Origin of the sequence: Brevibacillus nitrificans, from assembly GCF_003710965.1 — a bacterium.
Classification (GTDB): Bacteria; Bacillota; Bacilli; order Brevibacillales; family Brevibacillaceae; genus Brevibacillus; species Brevibacillus centrosporus.
Map to the genome: position 1 here is coordinate 151,613 of NZ_RHHU01000007.1, position 20,113 is coordinate 171,725.

Annotated in this window: 17 protein-coding genes; all 17 read right to left on the reverse strand. The window is 50.8% G+C overall.

From position 1 onward, the window contains the following. Window positions 1-27: 27 nt before the first annotated feature. The 17 genes from EDM59_RS13220 to EDM59_RS13300 all read right to left on the reverse strand — a co-directional run bounded on the left by EDM59_RS13220 (window position 28) and on the right by EDM59_RS13300 (window position 20,094). Window positions 28-1,689: a peptide ABC transporter substrate-binding protein gene (locus EDM59_RS13220; protein ID WP_122924021.1), complete on the reverse strand. Its 1,662-nt coding sequence runs from the start codon at window positions 1,687-1,689 to the stop codon at window positions 28-30. An 84-nt stretch (window positions 1,690-1,773) separates the two neighbouring features. Continuing rightward, complete coding sequence (locus EDM59_RS13225) at window positions 1,774-2,757, reverse strand: ABC transporter ATP-binding protein (protein WP_122924022.1); 984 nt, start codon at window positions 2,755-2,757, stop codon at window positions 1,774-1,776. After that, window positions 2,757-3,755: an ABC transporter ATP-binding protein gene (locus EDM59_RS13230; protein WP_122924023.1), complete on the reverse strand. Its 999-nt coding sequence runs from the start codon at window positions 3,753-3,755 to the stop codon at window positions 2,757-2,759. The genes EDM59_RS13225 and EDM59_RS13230 overlap by 1 nt, the downstream gene beginning before the upstream one ends. A gap of 13 nt (window positions 3,756-3,768) precedes the next feature. Beyond that, a complete protein-coding gene (locus EDM59_RS13235; protein WP_122924059.1) occupies window positions 3,769-4,698 on the reverse strand; it encodes an ABC transporter permease in 930 nt (309 codons plus the stop codon). A 58-nt stretch (window positions 4,699-4,756) separates the two neighbouring features. Next, window positions 4,757-5,683 (reverse strand): ABC transporter permease, encoded by a 927-nt coding sequence (locus EDM59_RS13240; RefSeq protein WP_122924024.1) that lies wholly within the window; start codon window positions 5,681-5,683, stop codon window positions 4,757-4,759. Between the two features lie 25 nt (window positions 5,684-5,708). Beyond that, entirely contained in the window at window positions 5,709-7,007 is a 1,299-nt protein-coding gene (locus EDM59_RS13245) for a hypothetical protein (RefSeq protein WP_122924025.1), read from the reverse strand. Window positions 7,008-7,319: 312 nt separating this feature from the next. Beyond that, a complete protein-coding gene (locus tag EDM59_RS13250) occupies window positions 7,320-8,363 on the reverse strand; it encodes a phage baseplate protein (RefSeq protein ID WP_122924026.1) in 1,044 nt (347 codons plus the stop codon). 15 nt (window positions 8,364-8,378) lie between these two features. Continuing rightward, a complete protein-coding gene (locus tag EDM59_RS13255) occupies window positions 8,379-10,058 on the reverse strand; it encodes a ribulokinase (RefSeq protein WP_122924027.1) in 1,680 nt (559 codons plus the stop codon). A 15-nt stretch (window positions 10,059-10,073) separates the two neighbouring features. Beyond that, complete coding sequence (locus EDM59_RS13260) at window positions 10,074-10,847, reverse strand: glycerophosphodiester phosphodiesterase family protein (protein ID WP_122924028.1); 774 nt, start codon at window positions 10,845-10,847, stop codon at window positions 10,074-10,076. Window positions 10,848-10,865: 18 nt separating this feature from the next. Then, the gene (locus EDM59_RS13265) at window positions 10,866-12,179 is read right to left on the reverse strand and encodes an ABC transporter substrate-binding protein (RefSeq protein WP_122924029.1); all 1,314 of its coding nucleotides are present in this window, start codon (window positions 12,177-12,179) and stop codon (window positions 10,866-10,868) included. Between the two features lie 21 nt (window positions 12,180-12,200). Further along, on the reverse strand, window positions 12,201-12,992 hold the full coding sequence (locus tag EDM59_RS13270) for a carbohydrate ABC transporter permease (RefSeq protein ID WP_122924060.1): 792 nt from the start codon (window positions 12,990-12,992) through the stop codon (window positions 12,201-12,203). A 158-nt stretch (window positions 12,993-13,150) separates the two neighbouring features. Beyond that, window positions 13,151-14,029: a carbohydrate ABC transporter permease gene (locus EDM59_RS13275; RefSeq protein WP_122924030.1), complete on the reverse strand. Its 879-nt coding sequence runs from the start codon at window positions 14,027-14,029 to the stop codon at window positions 13,151-13,153. Continuing rightward, on the reverse strand, window positions 14,022-15,074 hold the full coding sequence (locus EDM59_RS13280) for an ABC transporter ATP-binding protein (RefSeq protein WP_122924031.1): 1,053 nt from the start codon (window positions 15,072-15,074) through the stop codon (window positions 14,022-14,024). Before EDM59_RS13280 ends, EDM59_RS13275 begins: the two co-directional genes overlap by 8 nt. Window positions 15,075-15,409: 335 nt before the next feature. Then, window positions 15,410-16,504: a zinc-binding dehydrogenase gene (locus tag EDM59_RS13285; protein WP_246011028.1), complete on the reverse strand. Its 1,095-nt coding sequence runs from the start codon at window positions 16,502-16,504 to the stop codon at window positions 15,410-15,412. Between the two features lie 76 nt (window positions 16,505-16,580). Then, a complete protein-coding gene (locus EDM59_RS13290; protein WP_092272782.1) occupies window positions 16,581-17,342 on the reverse strand; it encodes a DeoR/GlpR family DNA-binding transcription regulator in 762 nt (253 codons plus the stop codon). A gap of 418 nt (window positions 17,343-17,760) precedes the next feature. Further along, the gene (locus EDM59_RS13295; RefSeq protein WP_122924033.1) at window positions 17,761-18,327 is read right to left on the reverse strand and encodes a non-oxidative hydroxyarylic acid decarboxylases subunit B; all 567 of its coding nucleotides are present in this window, start codon (window positions 18,325-18,327) and stop codon (window positions 17,761-17,763) included. A 372-nt stretch (window positions 18,328-18,699) separates the two neighbouring features. Continuing rightward, a complete protein-coding gene (locus EDM59_RS13300) occupies window positions 18,700-20,094 on the reverse strand; it encodes a UbiD family decarboxylase (RefSeq protein ID WP_183192911.1) in 1,395 nt (464 codons plus the stop codon). Window positions 20,095-20,113: the final 19 nt, after the last annotated feature.

Below are 20,113 nucleotides of genomic sequence, written 5' to 3' on the forward strand. Positions count from 1 at the left end.
CTCCCCGACCCTTCCTCATTCAAATGGTTATTCTACGTGCGCGTATTCAAAGATCGTGTGACCGATGTAGTTTTTCAAAACACCTTTGACATTTGGCTTCGCCAGGAACTGGTCTTCATAGAAGCGCAGCGGCATCAGAGGCATTTCATCAGCCAGAATTTTTTCTGCCTTTGCATAGTTTTCCATCCGTTTTGCCTGGTCGGAAATTTTGCGGTTTTCGTCCAGCAATCTGTCGTACTCTGGATTGCTCCAGCGGATGTCGTCCGATGCGTTCACGCTCTCGAAAATATCAAGGTTTGTCATCGGGTCTGGATAGTCTCCTGTCCAGCCATCGCTGGCAATGTTGAAGCTGCCGTTTTCGATTTCATCCCAATACACTTTCGATTCAAAGGTTTCGATATTGACGTTTACACCCAGGTTTTGCTTCCACATGCTTTGCAGTGCTTGCGCGATGTCTTTGTCAGACTGGCTCGCCATGACGATCATTGTGATCTCCGGAATTCCCTGACCATCTGGATATCCTGCTTCTGCCAACAGCTTTTTCGCCTCATCGACGTTTTCTGTGAACATGTTGCCTGCTACATCGCGGTATTCCTTGTCTTTTTGCACGCCGTCCGGAATCCCGTACGGAACAAAGCCGAATGCAGGTTTTTCTACAGATTGGACGATGCTCTTGATGATCTGCTCGCGGTTGATGGCCATGCTGAATGCCTTCCGTACTTTGGCATCATCGAACGGTTTCTTGGATGCGTTGAAATCGAAGTACTGCATCCCGATACGAGGAACGGAGAAGAACTCAGGTGTGTTCTCGAATCGCTTCATCCCTTCTGGCGTCATGTTGTCGGATACTTGAATCTCGTCGTTGGTGTACGCTGCCAGCTCAGCCTCGCTAGACTCGATAAATACGATTTCCAGCGTATCCAGCTTCACTTTGTCCGCTTCCAGGTAGTTTGGATTTTTCTTCAGCACGTATTTTTCTTTCGGCTTCAGCTCGCTCAGCACGAATGGCCCTGTGGTCAAATACGTCTCGGGAGATTTCGTCCAGCCTTCTTTTTCCACAGCATCCTTGCGAACTGGATAATAAGCTGTTACGCACAAGAGCTCCAGGAAGTACGGAGTCGGGCTTTCCAGTGTTACTTCGAGCGTGGATTCATCCACGGCTTTTACCCCTACGTCATCCGCAGATGCTTTCTTCTCGTTGTAGGCTTTTCCGTTTTTGAGGTAGTACAGATAGAAGGCTGCACCGGAAGCGACATCCGGGTTCAGTACGCGTTTCCAGGAGTATTCAAAGTCCTGTGCGGTTACCGGCTTTCCATCTGACCATTTGGCATTTTTGTTGAGCTTGAAGGTGTACTTCGTTCCTGTTGAATCCAGCTCGTAGCTTTCTGCGAGGGATGGTACAGGTTTTTTCCCGGATTCATCGATTTTATAAAGGCCTCTAAACAGGTTTTGCAGCACGATGGAGGAACGCGCATACACGTTCAGTGTCGGGTCCATTTCCTCTGGTTCCTTGCTCAATGCATAAATAATTTTTTGCTCTACTGCCGGTTTTTCTGCTGTTGCCTGTGGAGCTGCCTGTTGCTGCCCTTGTGGTGCCGTCGTGCCGGAGCTGCTGGAACTGCTGCAGCCTGCTGTGACGGATGTGATCGCCAAAAGTGCAGCGAGCACCAAGCCCATCTTCTTTTTCATACTCGTCCCCCCATTTTTGTGAATATTATATGAGCCGTCCCAAAAGAGACCGCATTCATATCGAGTGGAATGGAATCTGCAGCGTTACTCAATCAGATGGCACGCCACCATGTGTCCATTTCCCATATCCTGCAGCTTGGGCTTTTCCTCTGCGCATTTGCTCATGGCATACGGGCAGCGCGTCCGGAACGTACAGCCGCTCGGTGGATTCATCGGGCTCGGTACGTCTCCCTGGAGGTGAATCCGTTCGCTTTGCTCGGCGGTATCCGGGTCTGCGATCGGGACGGCTGACAGGAGTGCTCGCGTATACGGATGCTGCATGTTCGTATACAGCTCGTTTACATCGGCGTACTCGACCAGACTCCCCAGGTACATGACGCCTACTTTGTGAGAGATGTGCCGCACCATGGACAGGTCGTGGGACACAAACAAGTAGGTCAATCCAAAGCGCTCCTGCAATTCCTCCAGCATATTGACCACCTGCGCCTGGATCGATACGTCCAGAGCGGAAATCGGCTCGTCGCAAACGATAAACTCCGGTTCAACAGCCAGCGCCCGGGCGATGCCGATCCTTTGCCGCTGACCTCCCGAAAACTCATGCGGGTAGCGATTGAGATGGTCCGCTTTCAGTCCGACCAACTCGATCAGCTCTTTGACCCGATCGATCCGGTCTTTGCCTTGGTAGATGTTGTGTACAACCAGCGGGTCTCCGACGATCTCCGCGATGGTCAAGCGAGGATCGAGCGATGCGTATGGGTCTTGGAAAATCATTTGCATCTTTTTCCGGTACGGCATCATCTCTTTATGCTTCAAGCTGCTGATGGACTTACCATCGTACAAGATATCTCCGCCGGTCGGTTCATACAGCTTCAGCAAGGTTCTTCCGATGGTTGATTTGCCACAGCCAGATTCTCCAACCAGCCCAAAGGTTTCCCCTTTCGAGATGGTAAAGCTTACGTCGTCCACCGCTTTCAGCAAGGTAGAGCTGCGCCCAAAAAAGCTTTTTTGCACTTCAAAGTACTTCTTCAGATTTCGTACCTCTACGAGGCTTTGCTTGGCTTTTCCCATTAGCTGATCACCTCTTTCGCATGAGGAGCTGCTTTCGGGTGCATCAGCCAGCACGCCGCTTGATGCGTATCAGATAGCGAAATCTGCTGCGGAGGAAGCTTTTCACAGATTTTCATCGCATGTGGACACCTGGCTGCAAATGCACATCCTTGGGGCGGCCGCAGCAAATCCGGCGGACTTCCCGGAATGGAGATGAGCTTTTTCTTCTCTCCCTCGGAAAACTGCGGAATCGAGCGAAGCAGCCCCCACGTGTATGGATGCTTGGGCTCATAAAAGATCTCCCGCGTCGTCCCCTGCTCGACAATCGTCCCCCCGTACATCACGACGATTCGGTTGCACATGTTGGCAATGACGCCGAGGTCATGGGTAATCATGACGATGGACACATCCATCTTGTTGCGAAGATCGCGCATGAGGTCGAGAATTTGTGCCTGTATCGTTACGTCCAGCGCCGTCGTAGGCTCGTCGGCTATCAGCAGCTTCGGCGAACAGGACAGAGCGATGGCGATCATGACCCGCTGCCTCATCCCGCCGGAAAATTCGTGAGGATACTGCTTCAGCCTGCTTTCTGGACTCGGAATTTCGACGGTCCGCAAAATTTCGATCGCTTTTTTTCGCGCCTCTTCCTTGGACAGCTTTTGATGAATTCGTAGCGGCTCCATGATCTGCTCCCCGATCGTGAAGAGCGGATTTAAGGAAGTCATCGGGTCCTGAAAGATCATTCCGATGTCATTTCCGAGCATTTTCCTCATGGCTTTTTGGTCTGTTTTGACAAGCTCGATCCCGTCGAATAGGACGCTGTCCGCTTCCAGCTTGGCGTTGGACGGCAAAAGCTTTAAAAGAGAGAGCATCGACACGCTTTTACCCGAGCCGGATTCTCCTACGATACCGATCGACTCACCCTTGTTCACGTGAAAGGAAATACCCCGGACTGCCTGTACCTGTCCTGCTTCGATATGAAAGGTCGTTCTCAGATTTTGAACATCGAGTAATTTCACGTTAACACCGCCTTTATTTCTTTAACCGCGGATCCAAGGCATCTCGCAGTCCATCGCCGATAAAATTCAGAGCAAACATCGTCACGCTGATGGCAATAGCCGGGAACAGCATTTGATAAGGCTGGGTAAACAGAGTCGGGACCGCATCGTTTACGAGAGTCCCCCAGCTCGCCATCGGTACCTGAATCCCAATTCCCAAAAAGCTGAGAAACGCTTCCGTGAAGATCGCGGATGGAACCAGGAAGGTAACGGTTACGATAATGGGACCCATGCTGTTCGGAATCAGATGCTTGAACAAAATTCTCATGTTGGAAGAGCCTGTCGCCCTCGCTGCCAGCACGTACTCCTGATGCTTGAGCGTAATGACCTGAGAGCGGACCATGCGCGCTGTTCCGATCCAGTAGGTCAGCGACATGGCGAGCAAGATACTCTCTATCGTATTTCCCAGAAACATCATCAACAGAATGATGTAGAGCAAGTCTGGAACCCCGATCATAATATCGACAATGCGCATCATCACCATGTCTACTTTGCCGCCAAAGTAGCCGGAAATTCCTCCATAAATAACCCCGATCACCAGATTGATCGCGGCAACTGCCACACCAATCGTCAAGCTGATTCTCGCTCCGTACATGGCACGGACGAAAATATCGCGTCCAAACTTGTCTGTCCCAAACCAGTGCTCACCGGATGGGCCTTGGTTCTGATTCGCGATGTCCTGACCATCGTACGTGTACTGGGAAAGCCAAGGGCCGACGATCGCGGCGATGGCGATCACGACGATAATGAAAAGTCCGATCATCGCCAGCGGGTCTTTGCGAAACCGGCTCCACGCATCCTGCCAGTAGGATTTGCTCGGTCTGGCGATGGCGTCCGTCTGCCGCGTGGAATCCTTTAGCCGGGTAAAATCCTCATCGGGAAGATCTGCCCACGCCTGGTCCATATCGGACAAAGGAACAGCTCCCTCGCTCCTTTTCGCTGCGTAATTCATCAGTCATCACCTACTCCTCAATTTTTACCCGTTTATCGATAATGGCGTAGAGAATGTCTACGATAAAGTTCGAAATGATGATGAATATCCCGAGGAAGACAGTCAATCCGAGGATGACGGAGTAGTCCCGGTCACTGATCCCTGATACAAAGTCCCGGCCAATGCCTGGAATCGAAAAGATTCTTTCCACGATAAAGCTCCCCGTCAAAAGTGCTGCGACGAGAGGTCCCAGATAAGTAACGATGGGAATGATCGCATTTTTGAGTGCGTGCTTGAAAATGACGCGGTATTCAGGAACGCCTTTGGCTCTGGCTGTCAGTATGTAGTCCTGACGCATGACCTCGAGCATGCTGGAGCGCATCAGCCGGGCGATATAGGCGATCGGTCCAAAAGCCAGACCTGCGACAGGAAGGATGTAGTGCTTCCAGCTAGACAGTCCGTAAGACGGAAGCAGCTTCATCACAACGACGAACAAAAACAGCATCAAAACCGTCATGACGAAGTTCGGAATCGAGATCCCGATGGTAGCGACGATCATGGAAAGCCAATCCGGCCACTTTCCTCTCTTGATCGCCGACGTGATCCCCAGCAGCATACCGACGACGAGTGCGATGACAATCGCAATCAAGCCCACTTTTGCAGAAACGGGGAAGCCTCGGGAAATCAGCTCGTTCACCGTGACATCTGATTGCTTGAAGGAAATCCCCAAATCTCCTTGGGCGATGCTCTTCAGGTAGTTCACGTACTGCACGCCCAACGGCTCATTTAGCCCAAACTTCTCTTCCATTTTTTCCATCACGCTTTTCGGGACTTTTCTCTCCTCTGCGGGACTGAACGGTCCTCCCGGTACGGCGTGCATCAGGAAAAAGGTGATAGTGATGAGGACAAACATCGTAAGAATACTGGCAAAAAAACGCTTTACGATATAACCTGCCATCTCGAACCGAACCTCCTTTTTCGCATTACGGTTTGTTCCTGCCTTTTATTTCCTCTGACAATCGTTGCAGATCGATACGGTAAATGGGACGCGGTCTGCCGCGTTGACTCATGGATTCACTGCCGATCGCTTCAGCAATTCCCTTTTCCTTCAACTTTTGAATCATCCTCGCCGCATTGCGTTCTCCCGTATTCATTCCGACGCTGATTTCCCGCGTCGTCACCTCATTTTTCTGGATAATCTGCAGCCACGAAAACATCTTGCGCACAGAGGTAGAGACGAAATCGCCGCGCTGCTCGTCGATGAGGGAATAATCCAGCGTATTTCTCGTCCCGAGCGGCCCTAGGACCTTCATTTGGTCATCAATGAGATAAGCGCTGTTTCCCGGATTGCGGACTGCGAACTCGACAGCTCGGTTGGCATTGTACAAAGCGCGTTCGACCGTGTCTCCCATTCCTATCCCGAGATTGATCGTCCCGACTTCCCCATTTCCGTTTTTCAGAATGGGGAAAATCGTAAAATCCTTGGTCACTTTCTCGACGATTCCACGTGTGGTATACAACGTGTACTCATTTGGGTCTGTACTGGTCGTAGAAGCAAACAAACGCTTGCTGAAATCCGTGAGCTTCTTTTGAAAGCGATCCGGGACGCTTTTGTCCCGTTCGTACTTGCCCTCCTCATTCGGCTCGATTTTGAACTGCAGCACCGTGATTTGCGCCAGCTGCTTTTTCTGATCTCTCGCCAGCCATAAAGCCTGGTTGATCGTATCGCGAATGAGCTGCCTCGTGCTTTTGATGAAAAAGACGGGAAGCTGATTCTCCTTCAATCTCTGATAAACGGAGTGGATCGATGTAGCAACGACCTGTACCTTTCCTTCCTGCCACAGGTTCATGTGGTGTTCGTACAGCTCCTCGGAATTCTGGAAGCCATCCATGTTTTTGGAGTACCACTTCACGTTGGAGACTTCGATTTCATCGAAAAATTCGCGCAAATTCTTCGCTGGAACACCGTCAAAGCTGATGATCGGAAAGAAGTGATAATGACGATAAATTTGCAGGATGACCTTGTAGAGCTCAGCTCCATCAAAAGGAATGAACAAGGAGCAGGCATGCGAGGGGATCAAGTCCTGTGTGGTCAGGAACGGGACGTCTCCACTAAAGAAATAGACATCAAAAACTTCCATGCTTCCCGCCAGCAAGTCTCTGGCATTTTTCTCCGAGTCGTAAATGAGTTTGGTAGGCTCAATCTGCGGAAATTCCTTTAATACCTCACAGATGTCATCCACTAAAAGCTTGGGTCCAATAACGGCAAATGAGAGGGACAACCAATCACCTTCTACTATTCTTTAATTAGTCCGATATTCAATAAACAACATATAAAATGGTAAAAATATCCGGTAAATGTGAGTAAACCCCCAATCATCATCACTAAAATCGTTCTCTAATATGTCTGTAATTAGGCTTAAGCTAATGTTATGCACAAAACTTTGAATTGTCAATCTATAATAAATATTCATATAAATGAAGCATCATCTTTTCTGACATTCCAAATCCATGTCGGAAATAGCGACGCGATCAGCCTCTCCCCTATACAAAAAAGCCGTTCTCCCCCACGGAAGAGAACGGCAATGGCTCCATCAATCCTTGCTATTTTTGTTCACGATCGCCTGCTCGGGCAGCAAACGGTCGAAAGTAAAGACATTCGCCAGGCGCAGCGGCGTAAAGCTGGAGGCGAAACCGATCCCAAGCTCTGCCTTTTGCGGATGCTTGGCGTCAGGAATACGCACAGCCAATCCCTCTGGCTCCCGGAAGGAAAGATCCGTCCCTGCTGGAATCAGCTGTTTGTCCACTACCTTTCCTGTGTTCAGGTTAACCACCGTCACGTAGGTATTTCCCGTTGGCTCCACAGAACCGCTTGACCCGTAGGAGTTCCCTTCAAGCAGGTACAGGTACCCACCGTAGGAGGCAAAGCCCTGGAAAGTCCCCATGCTCGGCTGGGCAACATCTGCGATGGGCTCATATTCCTGGCGCAATACCTTATCCAGCTCGAAGACACCAAATCGAAACGCACCGTCCTGGCGGTAGCGCATGGTCAGAAGATCATTTGCCTGATCGATATTCACGGTGGTTCTATCCACCCCTTCGATCAGCTGATGCTTCTGCAATTCTTCGGAGTCAGGCGTCAAAATCTTGCCGTTTTCAAATGGGAATCTCGCAAGCTGTGTTCCCCATCCGCTGCTGCCTTCCGTAACAGAATCCGTCTCTGTCCACAAATACGTGGTATCCCCGTTCGTTTCGACTCCCATCTGCACGCCATGGCCGAAGCCTTTCAGAAACATGTAGCCCAGCTTGTTGCCTTCCAAATCCAGCTGGGTCAAGGTCATGTCGCCGTTCTTGTCGCGCTGCGCACCAGTAACTGGCCCACTTTCACCCGGTAGCTGTTGCCCTCCTGCCATCAATTGCAGGACATAAATCCTTTGATGGACGTCATCGATGGCAAACGACTGCATGACCGTCCCATTGTGCAGCTCTTTATCCCGAATGAGCTGTTCTGCGGGCGCGGACAAATCAAACATTTTCGATTTCAATGGAGACTTCTCTGCATACGCCATAGGCGCAGCAGTCGTCAGCAAGCTAATTACTGCGAGTCCCGTCACCCATTTCGATACCCATCGCTTCATCCTGCTACCTCCTTTTCACTCCGAATGATTGCTCTGTTTTCGCTTGATTCGCTTGAGCTCTTTCATGACGAGTCCACCTCGCCCGAAAACGTCATGCAGCCGGATATACTGACGGTAGAGATCATCATACACGGCCACGTTTTCGGGGATTGGCCGGAAGGTTTCTTCCCTCACCTTTGCCATTTGGATGGCAGCAGCTGCGAGATCCGGATAGCCTCCGCGCTCCGTACCAGCCGCGACGGCTCCGTGAATGGCCGCGCCGAGCGCCGTTGTTTCGGCAGCAGCCGCGATCTTGATTTCGCGCCCTGTCACATCCGCGTAAATCTGCATGAATAAGCGATTTCGCTTGGGCAAGCCACCGCAGGCAAAAATCTCATTCACGGGTACTCCTGCCTCTTCAAAGGCTTCCATGATCTTGCGCGTCCCAAATGCGGTGGATTCTAGCAAGGCCCGATAAATTTCCGGGGGCTTGGTTTGCAGCGTAAGACCTACGATCAGCCCACTCAAATCCGCATCCTCAAGAACAGACCGATTGCCGTTCCACCAGTCCACAGCTAAAAGGCCATGCTGTCCAGGATTCAGCTCGGCTGCCCGTTGCTCCAGCCAGGTGTGTACACTCACACCCTCTTTTGCCGCCTCTTCCTGCACGTAGCCAGGTACAGCCTGATCACAGTACCAGCCAAACAAATCCCCCACAGCTGGCTGTCCCGCTTCATACCCGTACAAGCCCGTGATCATTCCATCTTCTACAACGCCGCTTACTCCCTCTACACTCACTTCGTTATGACTGAGAACGAGCAAGCAAAGGGATGTCCCCATCGCCATGACCATTTGACCCGAGCGAACAGCTCCACTCCCTGCTACTCCTGCATGAGCATCGATGATGGCAACCGCTACAGCTGTCCCTGGACACAAGCCTGTCAGCTGAGCTGCCTCTGCACTCAACTCCCCTGCCCGACTGCCCAAGGGCAGAACATCCCCTGCAAGCTTGGTGTCAGTCAAATCTTCGAGTCTGGGATCGAGCTGTTTGAAAAATTGCCGAGACGGATACCCGTCCTGCTTGTGCCAAAATGACTTGTAGCCCGCACTGCAGTTGCTCCTTACCCAGTTTCCTGTCAGCTGCTGTACGATCCAGTCTCCCGCTTCTACGAAACGATACGCCGCTTGATAGATTTCTGGAGCCTCATTCAGCACTTGCCAGACTTTCGCCACCATCCACTCAGAGGAGCTTTTCCCGCCATAGCGGGCAAGAAACGTCTCGCCGCTTTCTTTTGCCCATTCATTGATCCGGTTGGCTTCCTCTTGCGCAGCATGGTGCTTCCACAGCTTGACGTAGGCGTGCGGATCGTCCTGATAGCGTTCCTGGACGCATAGAGGCTGGCCTTGTGCATCTACGGGCAAAATCGTGCAAGAGGTAAAATCCACACCGATCCCGATGACCTGCGCTGGTCTTACACCGGAGACGCGGAGAACCTCCGGAACAGACTGTTTCAATACTTCTATATAGTCATCCGGGTGCTGCAGCGCCCAGTCCTGACCGAGCGCCTTTCCCGAGCCTGGCAGTCTCTCTACGATCGTGCCGTGTCTGTACAAAGTCGCGTGACTGGCGAGCTCGCCCCCCTGCTCTACATCCGCGATCACCACTCTGCCTGACTCCGTGCCAAAATCAATCCCTATGACATATCGTTTCTCCATAGGTCCTTCCTCTCCTCAAGCGTTGGCTAGTGTGAGAAGACGCTCCCGGATGCGCATGGCAGGAAGCGGATTGTTTACCGTCATCAGCAGAGAGCCGCATCCAAGTGCGTAATAGACTTGCTGCTCGTCATCCGGTGAATAGCACCACGGGAGGATTCCCTGCTCCCTATATTCTTGTACCAGCTGTGGAGTCAGCAGTTTCATGTGGATGCCGACTGCCCACATTTTGGACAAGGTACCGCCTGGGCCTTCGATGTAGTTGGACATCAGCTGTCCGGGAAACCCTTGCGTCTTGCATGCATGGACGTCATGCAGATGGGTAATGACAGCTGCATCGAAGCTAGTGAACACGCAGTTTGCTAGAATCCCGCGCTCCCGGAGGAGGGAGACCGCGGCATACGCGACCTCCTTTGCATCCGGGCTTGGCTTGATTTCCACATTCAACAGGACATCCGGATAGCTTGCGAGCAAGTCGCACAGCTCTTCTAATGTAGGAATCTTCAAACCCTCGTACACTTTCCCGAACCATCCGCCTGCATCGAGCTGCTTTAGTTCTTCCATCGTATAGTCGCTTACTTTGCCTGATCCATTTGTCGTTCTGTCTACCGTTTCGTCGTGGATGACCATGATGACTCGATCCTTGGAAAAGCGCAGATCGAATTCCAGCATGTCGGCACCCAGCTCGATAGCCTGCTGAAAAGCGAGCAGTGTATTTTCTGGAAAAGCCGACTTCCAGCCTCTATGTGCTGCGACGATGATTCCTTGCTGTTCCTGCAGCGCTTCTATCATGCTGATGTCCCTCCTGTTTTACTCGCTAAGCAGACGTTCTGCTTCTTTTTTGAAAGTATCCAGTGCTGGCTCGATCGGCTTATTGTCGTACATGATCGCCTGAATCGCCTTGAAGAACTCTTGCATGATTTGCGGCCAAGCCACGTCCTTGTTCGTATCTACTGCGTACTGAAGCTGATCGTATGCTACCTTGCGATTGGGGTCCTTTGCCCACAGCTCTTTGATTGGCTCAGACTCGACCATCTTCTTGGTAAACGGCAGGTATCCGGAATCGAGAATAAACTGCTGTCCGCCCTGCGGATCGGTATTCACCCAGTTGATAAACTCCCAAGCGGCGTCCTTTTTCGAAGAATCAGTGAGCATCGCGATATTCGCCCCACCTGTTGGCGTCGCAAAAGTCACGTCTTTTGGCAGGAAGGCGGTCACGTAATCAAATTTGGCGTTGCTTTTTACCGTTCCCATCACACCGGTAGACTGGAACATGATCCCGATCTTTTCGCTCGTGAACATCTGGTTGACGATATTGCCGGAGTCTTGTGCTGGCGGATAGTAGAGAGCTCCTGTGCTTTGCAGGTCTTTCAAGTACTGGAACGCTTTGACCCCTTCGCCTTTTTCAAAGCCGATCGAGGTGGCATCATCATTGAAGAACTTTCCGCCTGCCTGGCTGATCATCGCGATGGGATACCACGTGTCATACGGCATGCTCAAGCCATAGCGTTTGACCTCTCCATTTTCTTTGACTACAAGTGCCTCGGAGACCTTTTTCAGTTCTTCCCAGGTAGTCGGAATCGCCAGACCTTTTTCATCCAGCATCGTTTTGTTGATGTGCATGATCGGCGTCGAACGGTTGAGCGGCAGCGATACGATCTTGTCGTGAAATACGGAGTGGCCCATCAGACCTTCCGGGAAGTCATCCTTGGTCGTATTGGTTTTTGCCATGAAAGGCGTCAAATCTTCCAGAACCTCTGCCTCGGCAAACATCTGAACGTAGGCGCGCTCCAGCATCGTGATGTCAGGGGCCGTTTTGGCAGCGATCGATTGCTGCAGCTTGGTCACGGTCTCATCGTAGCTGCCCTGGAACGTCCCCACTACTTCGATGTTGTCATGCGTATCATTGAAACGCTTGATCATAGCGCTGATGTACTCGCCGTTTTTGCCGCCCAGCGAGTGCCAGAACTGCACAGTGGTCTTCCCTGCCGGAGTCGATGCAGACGGCTGCGGGCTGGATGGAGTCGGTGCGGACGATTCGGACTGGGTGCCTGAACATCCGGCGAGCACCCCGGAAATCACGGTTGTTGCTGCCAGTACGATGGCAGAAAGCTTTTTGTTCATGGAAGTTCCCCCATTCATCTTTTATTTGATGCCGGAATATACGAAAGCTTTGACGATTTGCCTGGAAGCGAACAGATACACGATCAGGATCGGAACGACCAATACCACGTTGCCCGCCATGATGATGTGCCAGTTGCTGATGCCCTCTGTCTCGCGCAGCATGGCAATGCCCATGGTGAGCGGCCGGACAGCCTCTGAATCCGTCATGACCAGCGGCCAGAAATAGTCGTTCCAGTGACTGACGAAGCTGAACAGAGCGACTGTGGAAATCGCAGGCATGGACATGGGAATCATGATTTTCCAAATGATCTTGAATTCGCTCGCGTTATCCAATCGGGCTGACTCCACAATCTCCTGAGGGATTTGCATGAAATACTGCCTGAGGAGGAAGATGCCAAACGCGTTGGACATAAAAGGTAGGATCTGAGGCCAAAGCGACTTGATCATACCCGCGTCTGCCAGCATCAGGTAGACAGGAATGAAGGTGACCTGGCCCGGAATCATGAAAGCGAGCAAGACCATGCCAAACAGGATTTTGTTGCCGAAAAACTTGTACTGCGCGAATGCGTAAGCCGCGGGGATCATGACCGCCAGCTGGATCAAGATGATCGAGGTCGTGACGATCACGGAGTTTTTGAAATAAGTCAGGAATGGTCCGGAGCTCATGGCCTCCACAAAATTGCTCCACTGCGGAGAAGCAGGCATCCAGGTCGGAGGAAACTTCATGGTCTCCTCAAAGGTTTGAAGCGAGGTAGAGATCATCCACAGAAAAGGGAAGATAAATCCCATGAGCACGACCGCTTTCCAAAACATGCTCCACGTCTTGCGGACAGAAGCAATCTTCGGTGTAGAACCGGTTTTCGTCACAGAATCGATTCTCAGCTCTGGACCGCCCCCCGACTGCTTTTTCCCTTCTTTTTGCAACTGCACCGGTTGGGCACCTCCTTTTTTTGAAGTCGTATCACAGACGATTATTGATAGTGAACCTTATTGGATAGCAATCTGAAGTAGATAAAGGTCAGCACCGTAATAATCGCCATCAAAACCACTCCAGTGGCGGACGCATAGCCGATGCTCGTCGTTCTGAATTCATAAATATAGTAGACAAGCGTGGTCGTGGAGCCATTTGGTCCCCCGCCCGTCATGATCTTGACTGTATCGAACACCTTGAACGAGCCGATCGTCATGATCACCAGGATAAAAAACAGCTGAGGGGAAATCATGGGCAGTGTAATCTTGTAAAACACTTTGAATTTGCTGGCGTTATCAAGCGCAGCGGCTTCGTAGATCGTCTGCGGAATGTTTTTCAAAGCGGCCACGATCAGCAGGGAATAGTAGCCGACGTTTTGCCATACCGAGACGATGATGATGGATAAGAGCGAGGTACTGGAGCTTTGCAGCCATGGGAGAGCTGGAAGTCCAACCGCTTTCAGTGTAAAATTGAGCAGCCCGTAATTCGGTTCCATCAGCCACATCCACACCAGTGCAATCGATACGATCGAGATGATATGCGGTGTAAAAATGCCGGCTTGCACGAGGGCGTTGAAGCGAGTGTTTTGATTCAGCCACAAAGCGATGACAAGGGACAGCACCATCGTGATCACAACCACTCCGACCGTGTAGAGAACGGTCGTGAGCAAGGCGTTGTAGAAATCGCCGCGAGAGAAAATTTCCGTGTAGTTGTCTGCCCCGATAAACTTGCTTTTATCTTTGTTCAGCAGGTTGTACTTGAACATGCTCAGCTTGATTAAGTAAAGAATCGGGTGCACCACAAAAAGGAGGATGCCGATCATCGCCGGCAGGACCAGTGCGTACGGGCGAAGCTTTTGCCAGACTCTCGTGTTATTCATGCTGCTGCCCTCGCAGTGCCGTCATGTAGGCAGCGTGGCGAACGTCATCCTGTGCGATGCGATGCTCGTCTTGCCCAAAAAAGAAGAGCTTTGACGCGTCCACACCGAGAAACACTTCCTGATCGACGGTAAAGAGATCCTCCGTGCATTTGATCATAAACGCGTGCTGCTTCGTCTTGACCTGGTAGATCGTTTCGGAGCCGAGCATCTCCCTCGTTACGATCCGACCGCGAACACCAAAATGAGAATCGGTGCGCTCTGCCGTCAGCACGGCACCCTCCGGTCGAAACCCGAACTTCACACCATCCATGCCCAGATCTCCCACATTCATCGGAGGGACACCGATAAACTGCGCCGCAAACAAATTGTTCGGCTGACGATAGATGTCTTCGGGAGCCGCTTCCTGTTGAATACGTCCCTGATTCATCAGCACGATGGTGTCCGCCATAGACATCGCTTCCACCTGATCATGCGTCACGTAGACAAACGTCGTTCCCAGCTTCTTATGTAGCTCGATCAGCTCGATGCGCATTTGTGCGCGAAGCTTGGCGTCCAGATTGGACAACGGCTCATCCATGAGGAAGACGGACGGCTTTTTGACCATCGCACGAGCCAGAGCCACCCGCTGCCTTTGTCCACCAGACAGCGCGGACGGCTTACGGTTCAGGTACGGACTCAATCCGACCGTCTCGCTAATGCTTTCTACCAGACGATTTCGCTCCTCTTTGCTCACCTTGTTGTTCTTCAAGCCGAATTCAATGTTCTCGCGCACGGTCATCGTCGGGTACAGGGCGTAGTTCTGAAAAACCATAGCTACCCCTCTTTGTCCGGGAGCGATGTCTGTGACATCCTTTCCGCCGATGAGCACCGATCCTGCGGTCTGACGATCCAGTCCTGCAATCATTCGCAGCAGTGTCGTCTTTCCGCAGCCGGACGGTCCGACCAGCACGGTGAATTTCCCATCCTCAATCTTCAGGTTCAAATCTTTGATGATGACATTTTTCTCAAACGCTTGTGTGACATTCACAAACTCGATCGCTGCCAATCGTACTCCTCCCCGTTCTGCACTCCCCGCTTTTCTCAATCCAATGGGAGAAGCAGTTTTGCTCGATATTGCTCATTTGTGTTCGTTTTTATTATAAAAGGGCTTTTTTCTGAAAATGTGAAGCGCATTTTAAGAAATTGTAAACTTGAATGGTTGCGCTTACATTTTCGTTTTTAGATGACTCGGGAAGGAGGAGCACGGATCAATCCTCTCTCCTCCTGCTGCCGGTCATTACTTCCTTCATTTCCTGTGTGTTATAATCCTTTGTAAGACTTGCCTGGCTCAATTCCTTGTGATCGCTGCATCGCAAGCGATAGCTGCATCACAGGCGATGCTCACCATTGAAAGTCGAGGTAGGTCTTTTTCCACTCTCTGTGTGCCAAGGCAGATTCCATTGCGCCAACAAAGTCTTCTGCCTTGGCCACCACTGTGTAGGAGTCAGGAATGAGGGGACGAAGAGTTTCCTGACAAGCTTTTTGCCGCATAACTTGCAGCACTTCCTCGAAGTCCGGGATCGAGCTGCGGCTGCTGCCGTAGAGTGTCAGTCCCTTCTCCAGCACATCGCGCGTATTGATCGGAACCAAATCCTCGCTCACGCCCATCGCGATCAGATGACCACCTGCTGACAAAAGAGCAATCCCTTGGTTGATCGCACTTTCACTGAACTTCCCACCTGTACACTCCACAACAATGTCTACTTGCTCACCTGCTGAGAAGTCGTACTGCTGTACCATTTCCGTACGAGCGAACGTGAATTGATCCAACTTCTCTCGTATCGCTCCAAAAACCGTCAATCGATCGGGACCAACCCCAAAAGCGTGGTGGAGCATAGCTGCCGTCAAATACCCCACAGGCCCGTCGCCAAATACAGCAATTTTCGCCTGACCGAGCAAGTCGTTTACAGGGCGGAGTGCGCGGTAGGAAACACTGCAAAGCTCAGTCAGCACAGCGATTTCATCAGGGATTGATTCCGGGATCGGGATCGCGCATGGCTCAGGGATGACCAAACGGCTCTGCGCGATTCCATCTGTGCCGCTTCCCAAAAACCTGCTATGCGTGCAATAGTTATCTGCGATTTCCCCTCTGCATGCTGGACAGCTGTGCGCCAGCCTCTGATCCTCTAGCAAATAGCCCGCCAAATACGGAACAATCACAACCTTCTGACGATGGGAAAGCCGCGTGGACTCTCCGCCCACAATCGTTCCAATTCCTTCGTGCAAGAGCGCCATCGGCAGCTTCTTGGCGAGGACTTCCGGTTTTCGCGTACCTCCGAAATAGCGAAGGTCGGCATGGCAAATGCTGGCGAGAGTCGGTTCAACTACGACGTATCCCTCGGGAACACTGCGGTGGATATCCTGCTCCAAAACCACATGGGGCTCCGTCAAGCGCAGCGTTCGCGAATGTACTGTTTCTGTTGTTGTGGTGCCCACCAACAGAACACCTCCATCTGAAGTTTCTATGATTATGAATTCCGTGCCTAGAAAAGCGCCCGGAGAGATTCACCTGCTAGACGGTGATGACGTTGATTCCGGTATCGTGAAACGGCTTGATGTCGTATTCCGCCACTTCCTTGCCCGTAATCAGGGTGTGAATCGAGCTGTTAGGCGCGACCTTGTACAAAGACAGCTTGCCGATCTTGGTGTCATCGGCTACGACAATGACCTCTTGGGCCGCAGCGATCATCCCCTGCTTCGCCAGCACCAGTTGCGCCTCTGGATGCATCAGGCCGTGCTTGGGATGGATGGCAGGTGTGCCGATAAAAGCCTTGGACACGTGCAACGAGCGAAGTACGTGATCGGTAAACATCCCGTTGAGCATGAAGCTGGATGGGTAGAGCTCGCCGCCCGTCACCGTGACTTTGACGCCAGGAGCATCCCGCAGTTCAGCTGCAACGTTGATGTCATTCGTAATGACTGTAAGATTGGAGCGGTTCACCAGATTTTTGGCAATATGCAGCGTCGTCGTTCCCGAATCGATGATGATGTGATCGCCGTCCTCCACCAGACTTGCCGCCATCTTGCCAATGCGCATTTTCTGATCGAGTGCCACATTCGTCCGTTCATTAAAGGAGGGTTCATTCGGTGTCAGTCTTTCCACGATCACTCCACCATGAGTCCGTTTGAGCAGTCCTTCCTGCTCAACCTCTGCCAGATCCCTGCGGATTGTCGCTTCGTGCACGCCGAATTCCTTGGCAAGCACGGAAACAGACGCCGTCCGATGCTGTCTCACATATTCAACGATCCTCAATTTTCTTTCTGCCGCTAGCATAACCCTCATCCTTTTCCCCTGAATAAGTTCGTTTCTCACTTTATTTGCGCACTTTGTTCGTTTTGTTCATTTATGCTCGTTCTTGCACTTTTAGATTACCTTGCCACAATTCTCCTTGTCAATATCGAACTTTTTGCACAAATGACCGTCTATGCCTATCGTACCAAGTGTTATGGGAGTCATTATGAAGTTATGGTTAAGATTTTTTGCGCGACTTGCAAGCAAAAACGCGCAAATGCGCTGCGCATTCTCTGTGATAACGTTAAAAATGCCCTTCTCGATGGGAGAAGGGCGATACTAAGTAGGGAAGTAGCATATTTCAGAAATCGACTCGAACAACTCAACACGGGAACCCTTGATCCACTGCTCAATCGCTCGAGTCCCCATCCACACACAACCGGCACGATACAGAAACATGTCATTGATGCGGATCTTTCCACCTCTTGGTTAAATGATTGTCTATTTCAAATTGATCCAGTGTGCGCGCGACGATGTGATTCACAATATCGTCTATGGTCAACGGCTTGTTGTAGAAAGCAGGAACCGGAGGCAGGATGACAGCTCCCATTCTCGACAAGGCCAACATATTTTCCAGATGGATATCGCTAAACGGAGTTTCCCTCGTCAACAAAACAAGTTTTTTCCGCTCTTTTAATATGACATCAGCAGCTCTGCCCAATAAGCCTTCCGCATAGCCAATTCTTATGGAGGCCAGTGTTTTCATGCTGCACGGGGCGATTACCATTCCGTCCACCCGGAACGACCCACTGGAAATCGAAGCTGCCTGATTCGTAGGATGATGGACAACAGAAGCAAGCTTCTTTACCTCATCTACACTGTACTCCGTTTCTAACGCGATAGTGGTTTCTGCCCATTTGGACATAACAAGATGGGTTTCCACGTCTAATTCCTTCAATACTTCCAGCATGCGGATTCCGAAAATGGCACCCGTTGCCCCGGAAATTCCCACAATAATTCTCTTCATCTGTAAACACCGCGTTTCTTTTATAGTAATCCAGCCTATGCGACAGCCGGCGTGTACAAACACTTTTTCCTTGCCGCTTGCATTCTCTAACTGCTATGTACCGGTTAATATGACTCGCCGTTGATTCTCATCTGCCATTGCTGGCTACGATACAATAGACCAGCTAACCAAAGGTTAAACTGGCCTACTATTTACTTCCGTATCCTATTCATCTTGAATATGCGGACTTTCATTCTGATGGAAACGGTATTGGCAATATGGGCAATGCAACAAGTGATCGGTATGTCTCAGTTCTTTGGTATGACAATCAAATTTTCCACTGCACTTCGGGCAAGTAACGCGGAATATTAATCTGGACATGGGAAACCTCCTCTATTCCTCCAAGAAATGTTGTAGGGAAATACGATTCATGACGCTGTCAGGCACCTTGATTCTTTGGGAAAACAATCTACTGACGGGCTTGGTAGCATCAATAATCATTTTCGCTCCCATGATGTCATCTAACTGGGAAGGGTCCAACGTGTTCCCCTTGACGTTTTTGATGATGTCGACATCATGGTCAGCCTGCACTCTTGTCGCCATCGCCCACATGACTTGTTCTTCTTTGAACGGGTCAATATCGGAATCGACAACCACGACATGCTTGACAAAATCGCACTCGCCCAGAGCAATTAACGCCGCTTGTTTACTTTCTCCGTCTACCTTTTTATCGATAGAAATGTAACAATGAAAGCGGCCTACCGATGACAGCGGCAAATGGACACTCCTAGTTGTAGGAACTACCCCTTTGATCCGGTTGAACAGCGTTCCTTCTTTCGGAATGGCTCCGAGAATCCACGTCTCCCGATGACCAGTGAAAATGCTTTGAAAAATAGCATCCTTCCGATGGGTAACCGCTCTGACATTGATAACCCAACGCACTCGCTGCGGACCGTACGTCCCCGGAAACTCACCAAAAGGTCCTTCCACCTCGCGATGATTCGGTACAATTTCTCCTTCGATGATCATTTCAGCATCCGCCGGAACCATAAATTGGTCCCCCCACGTCTCTGAAGGAACGAGACGCAAGCTTTCTCCCATAATGGAGCCGATTTTGGCGTAATCATCGTTGCCAAACGGAGATACATTCAAGCTTCCGAGATAAAAGGATGGATGGTGTCCAACAACGATGATGATCGGAGTAGGTTCGTTCCTCTCCTCGTACTTTCGAGCGATTTGCCAGTTATGGCGCGGAGACATGTGCAAGCCGAGCTTCCGTTTTCCCTTGTACATCGTTCGTTGAAATGCGCCGTTGTAAAATCCCCCGTCCGGGTCCTTGACGAAGGCTGTTACATCCAAATAAGGTGCTGGGTCCATTTCGTGAAACCGAATGATCGGGTACTCGCTCAAGTCAACCTCGTCTTCGATTTTTACCGTTTGCTTGACTGGAGCCTCTTCTCTGGAAATCACTGTCGGTTCTATCATCGTCTTCTCGCGAGCAGCATACTCCAGGCTCAGAGGGAGATCTTTTGCTGATACATCCATATTCATGGCCAGAGCGCATCTTTCTCGGGAAGCAAACACATTGATGATGGATGAAAATTCAGATTTATCCCCATTTACATTCACGTTATTTTCAAAAATAACAGTAGGATATTGGTCGTTGTTCTCAAGATGCTGCAAGATAGCAGTAGCCTCAAATTCAGCAGGGTTTACTTCTTTTTTGATTCGCAGCAATTGATCGGGCAGTTCTGTCTCCAGCTTGCTGATATAGTCACGTAAATCCAAGGGAATCCCTCCAAGTTTG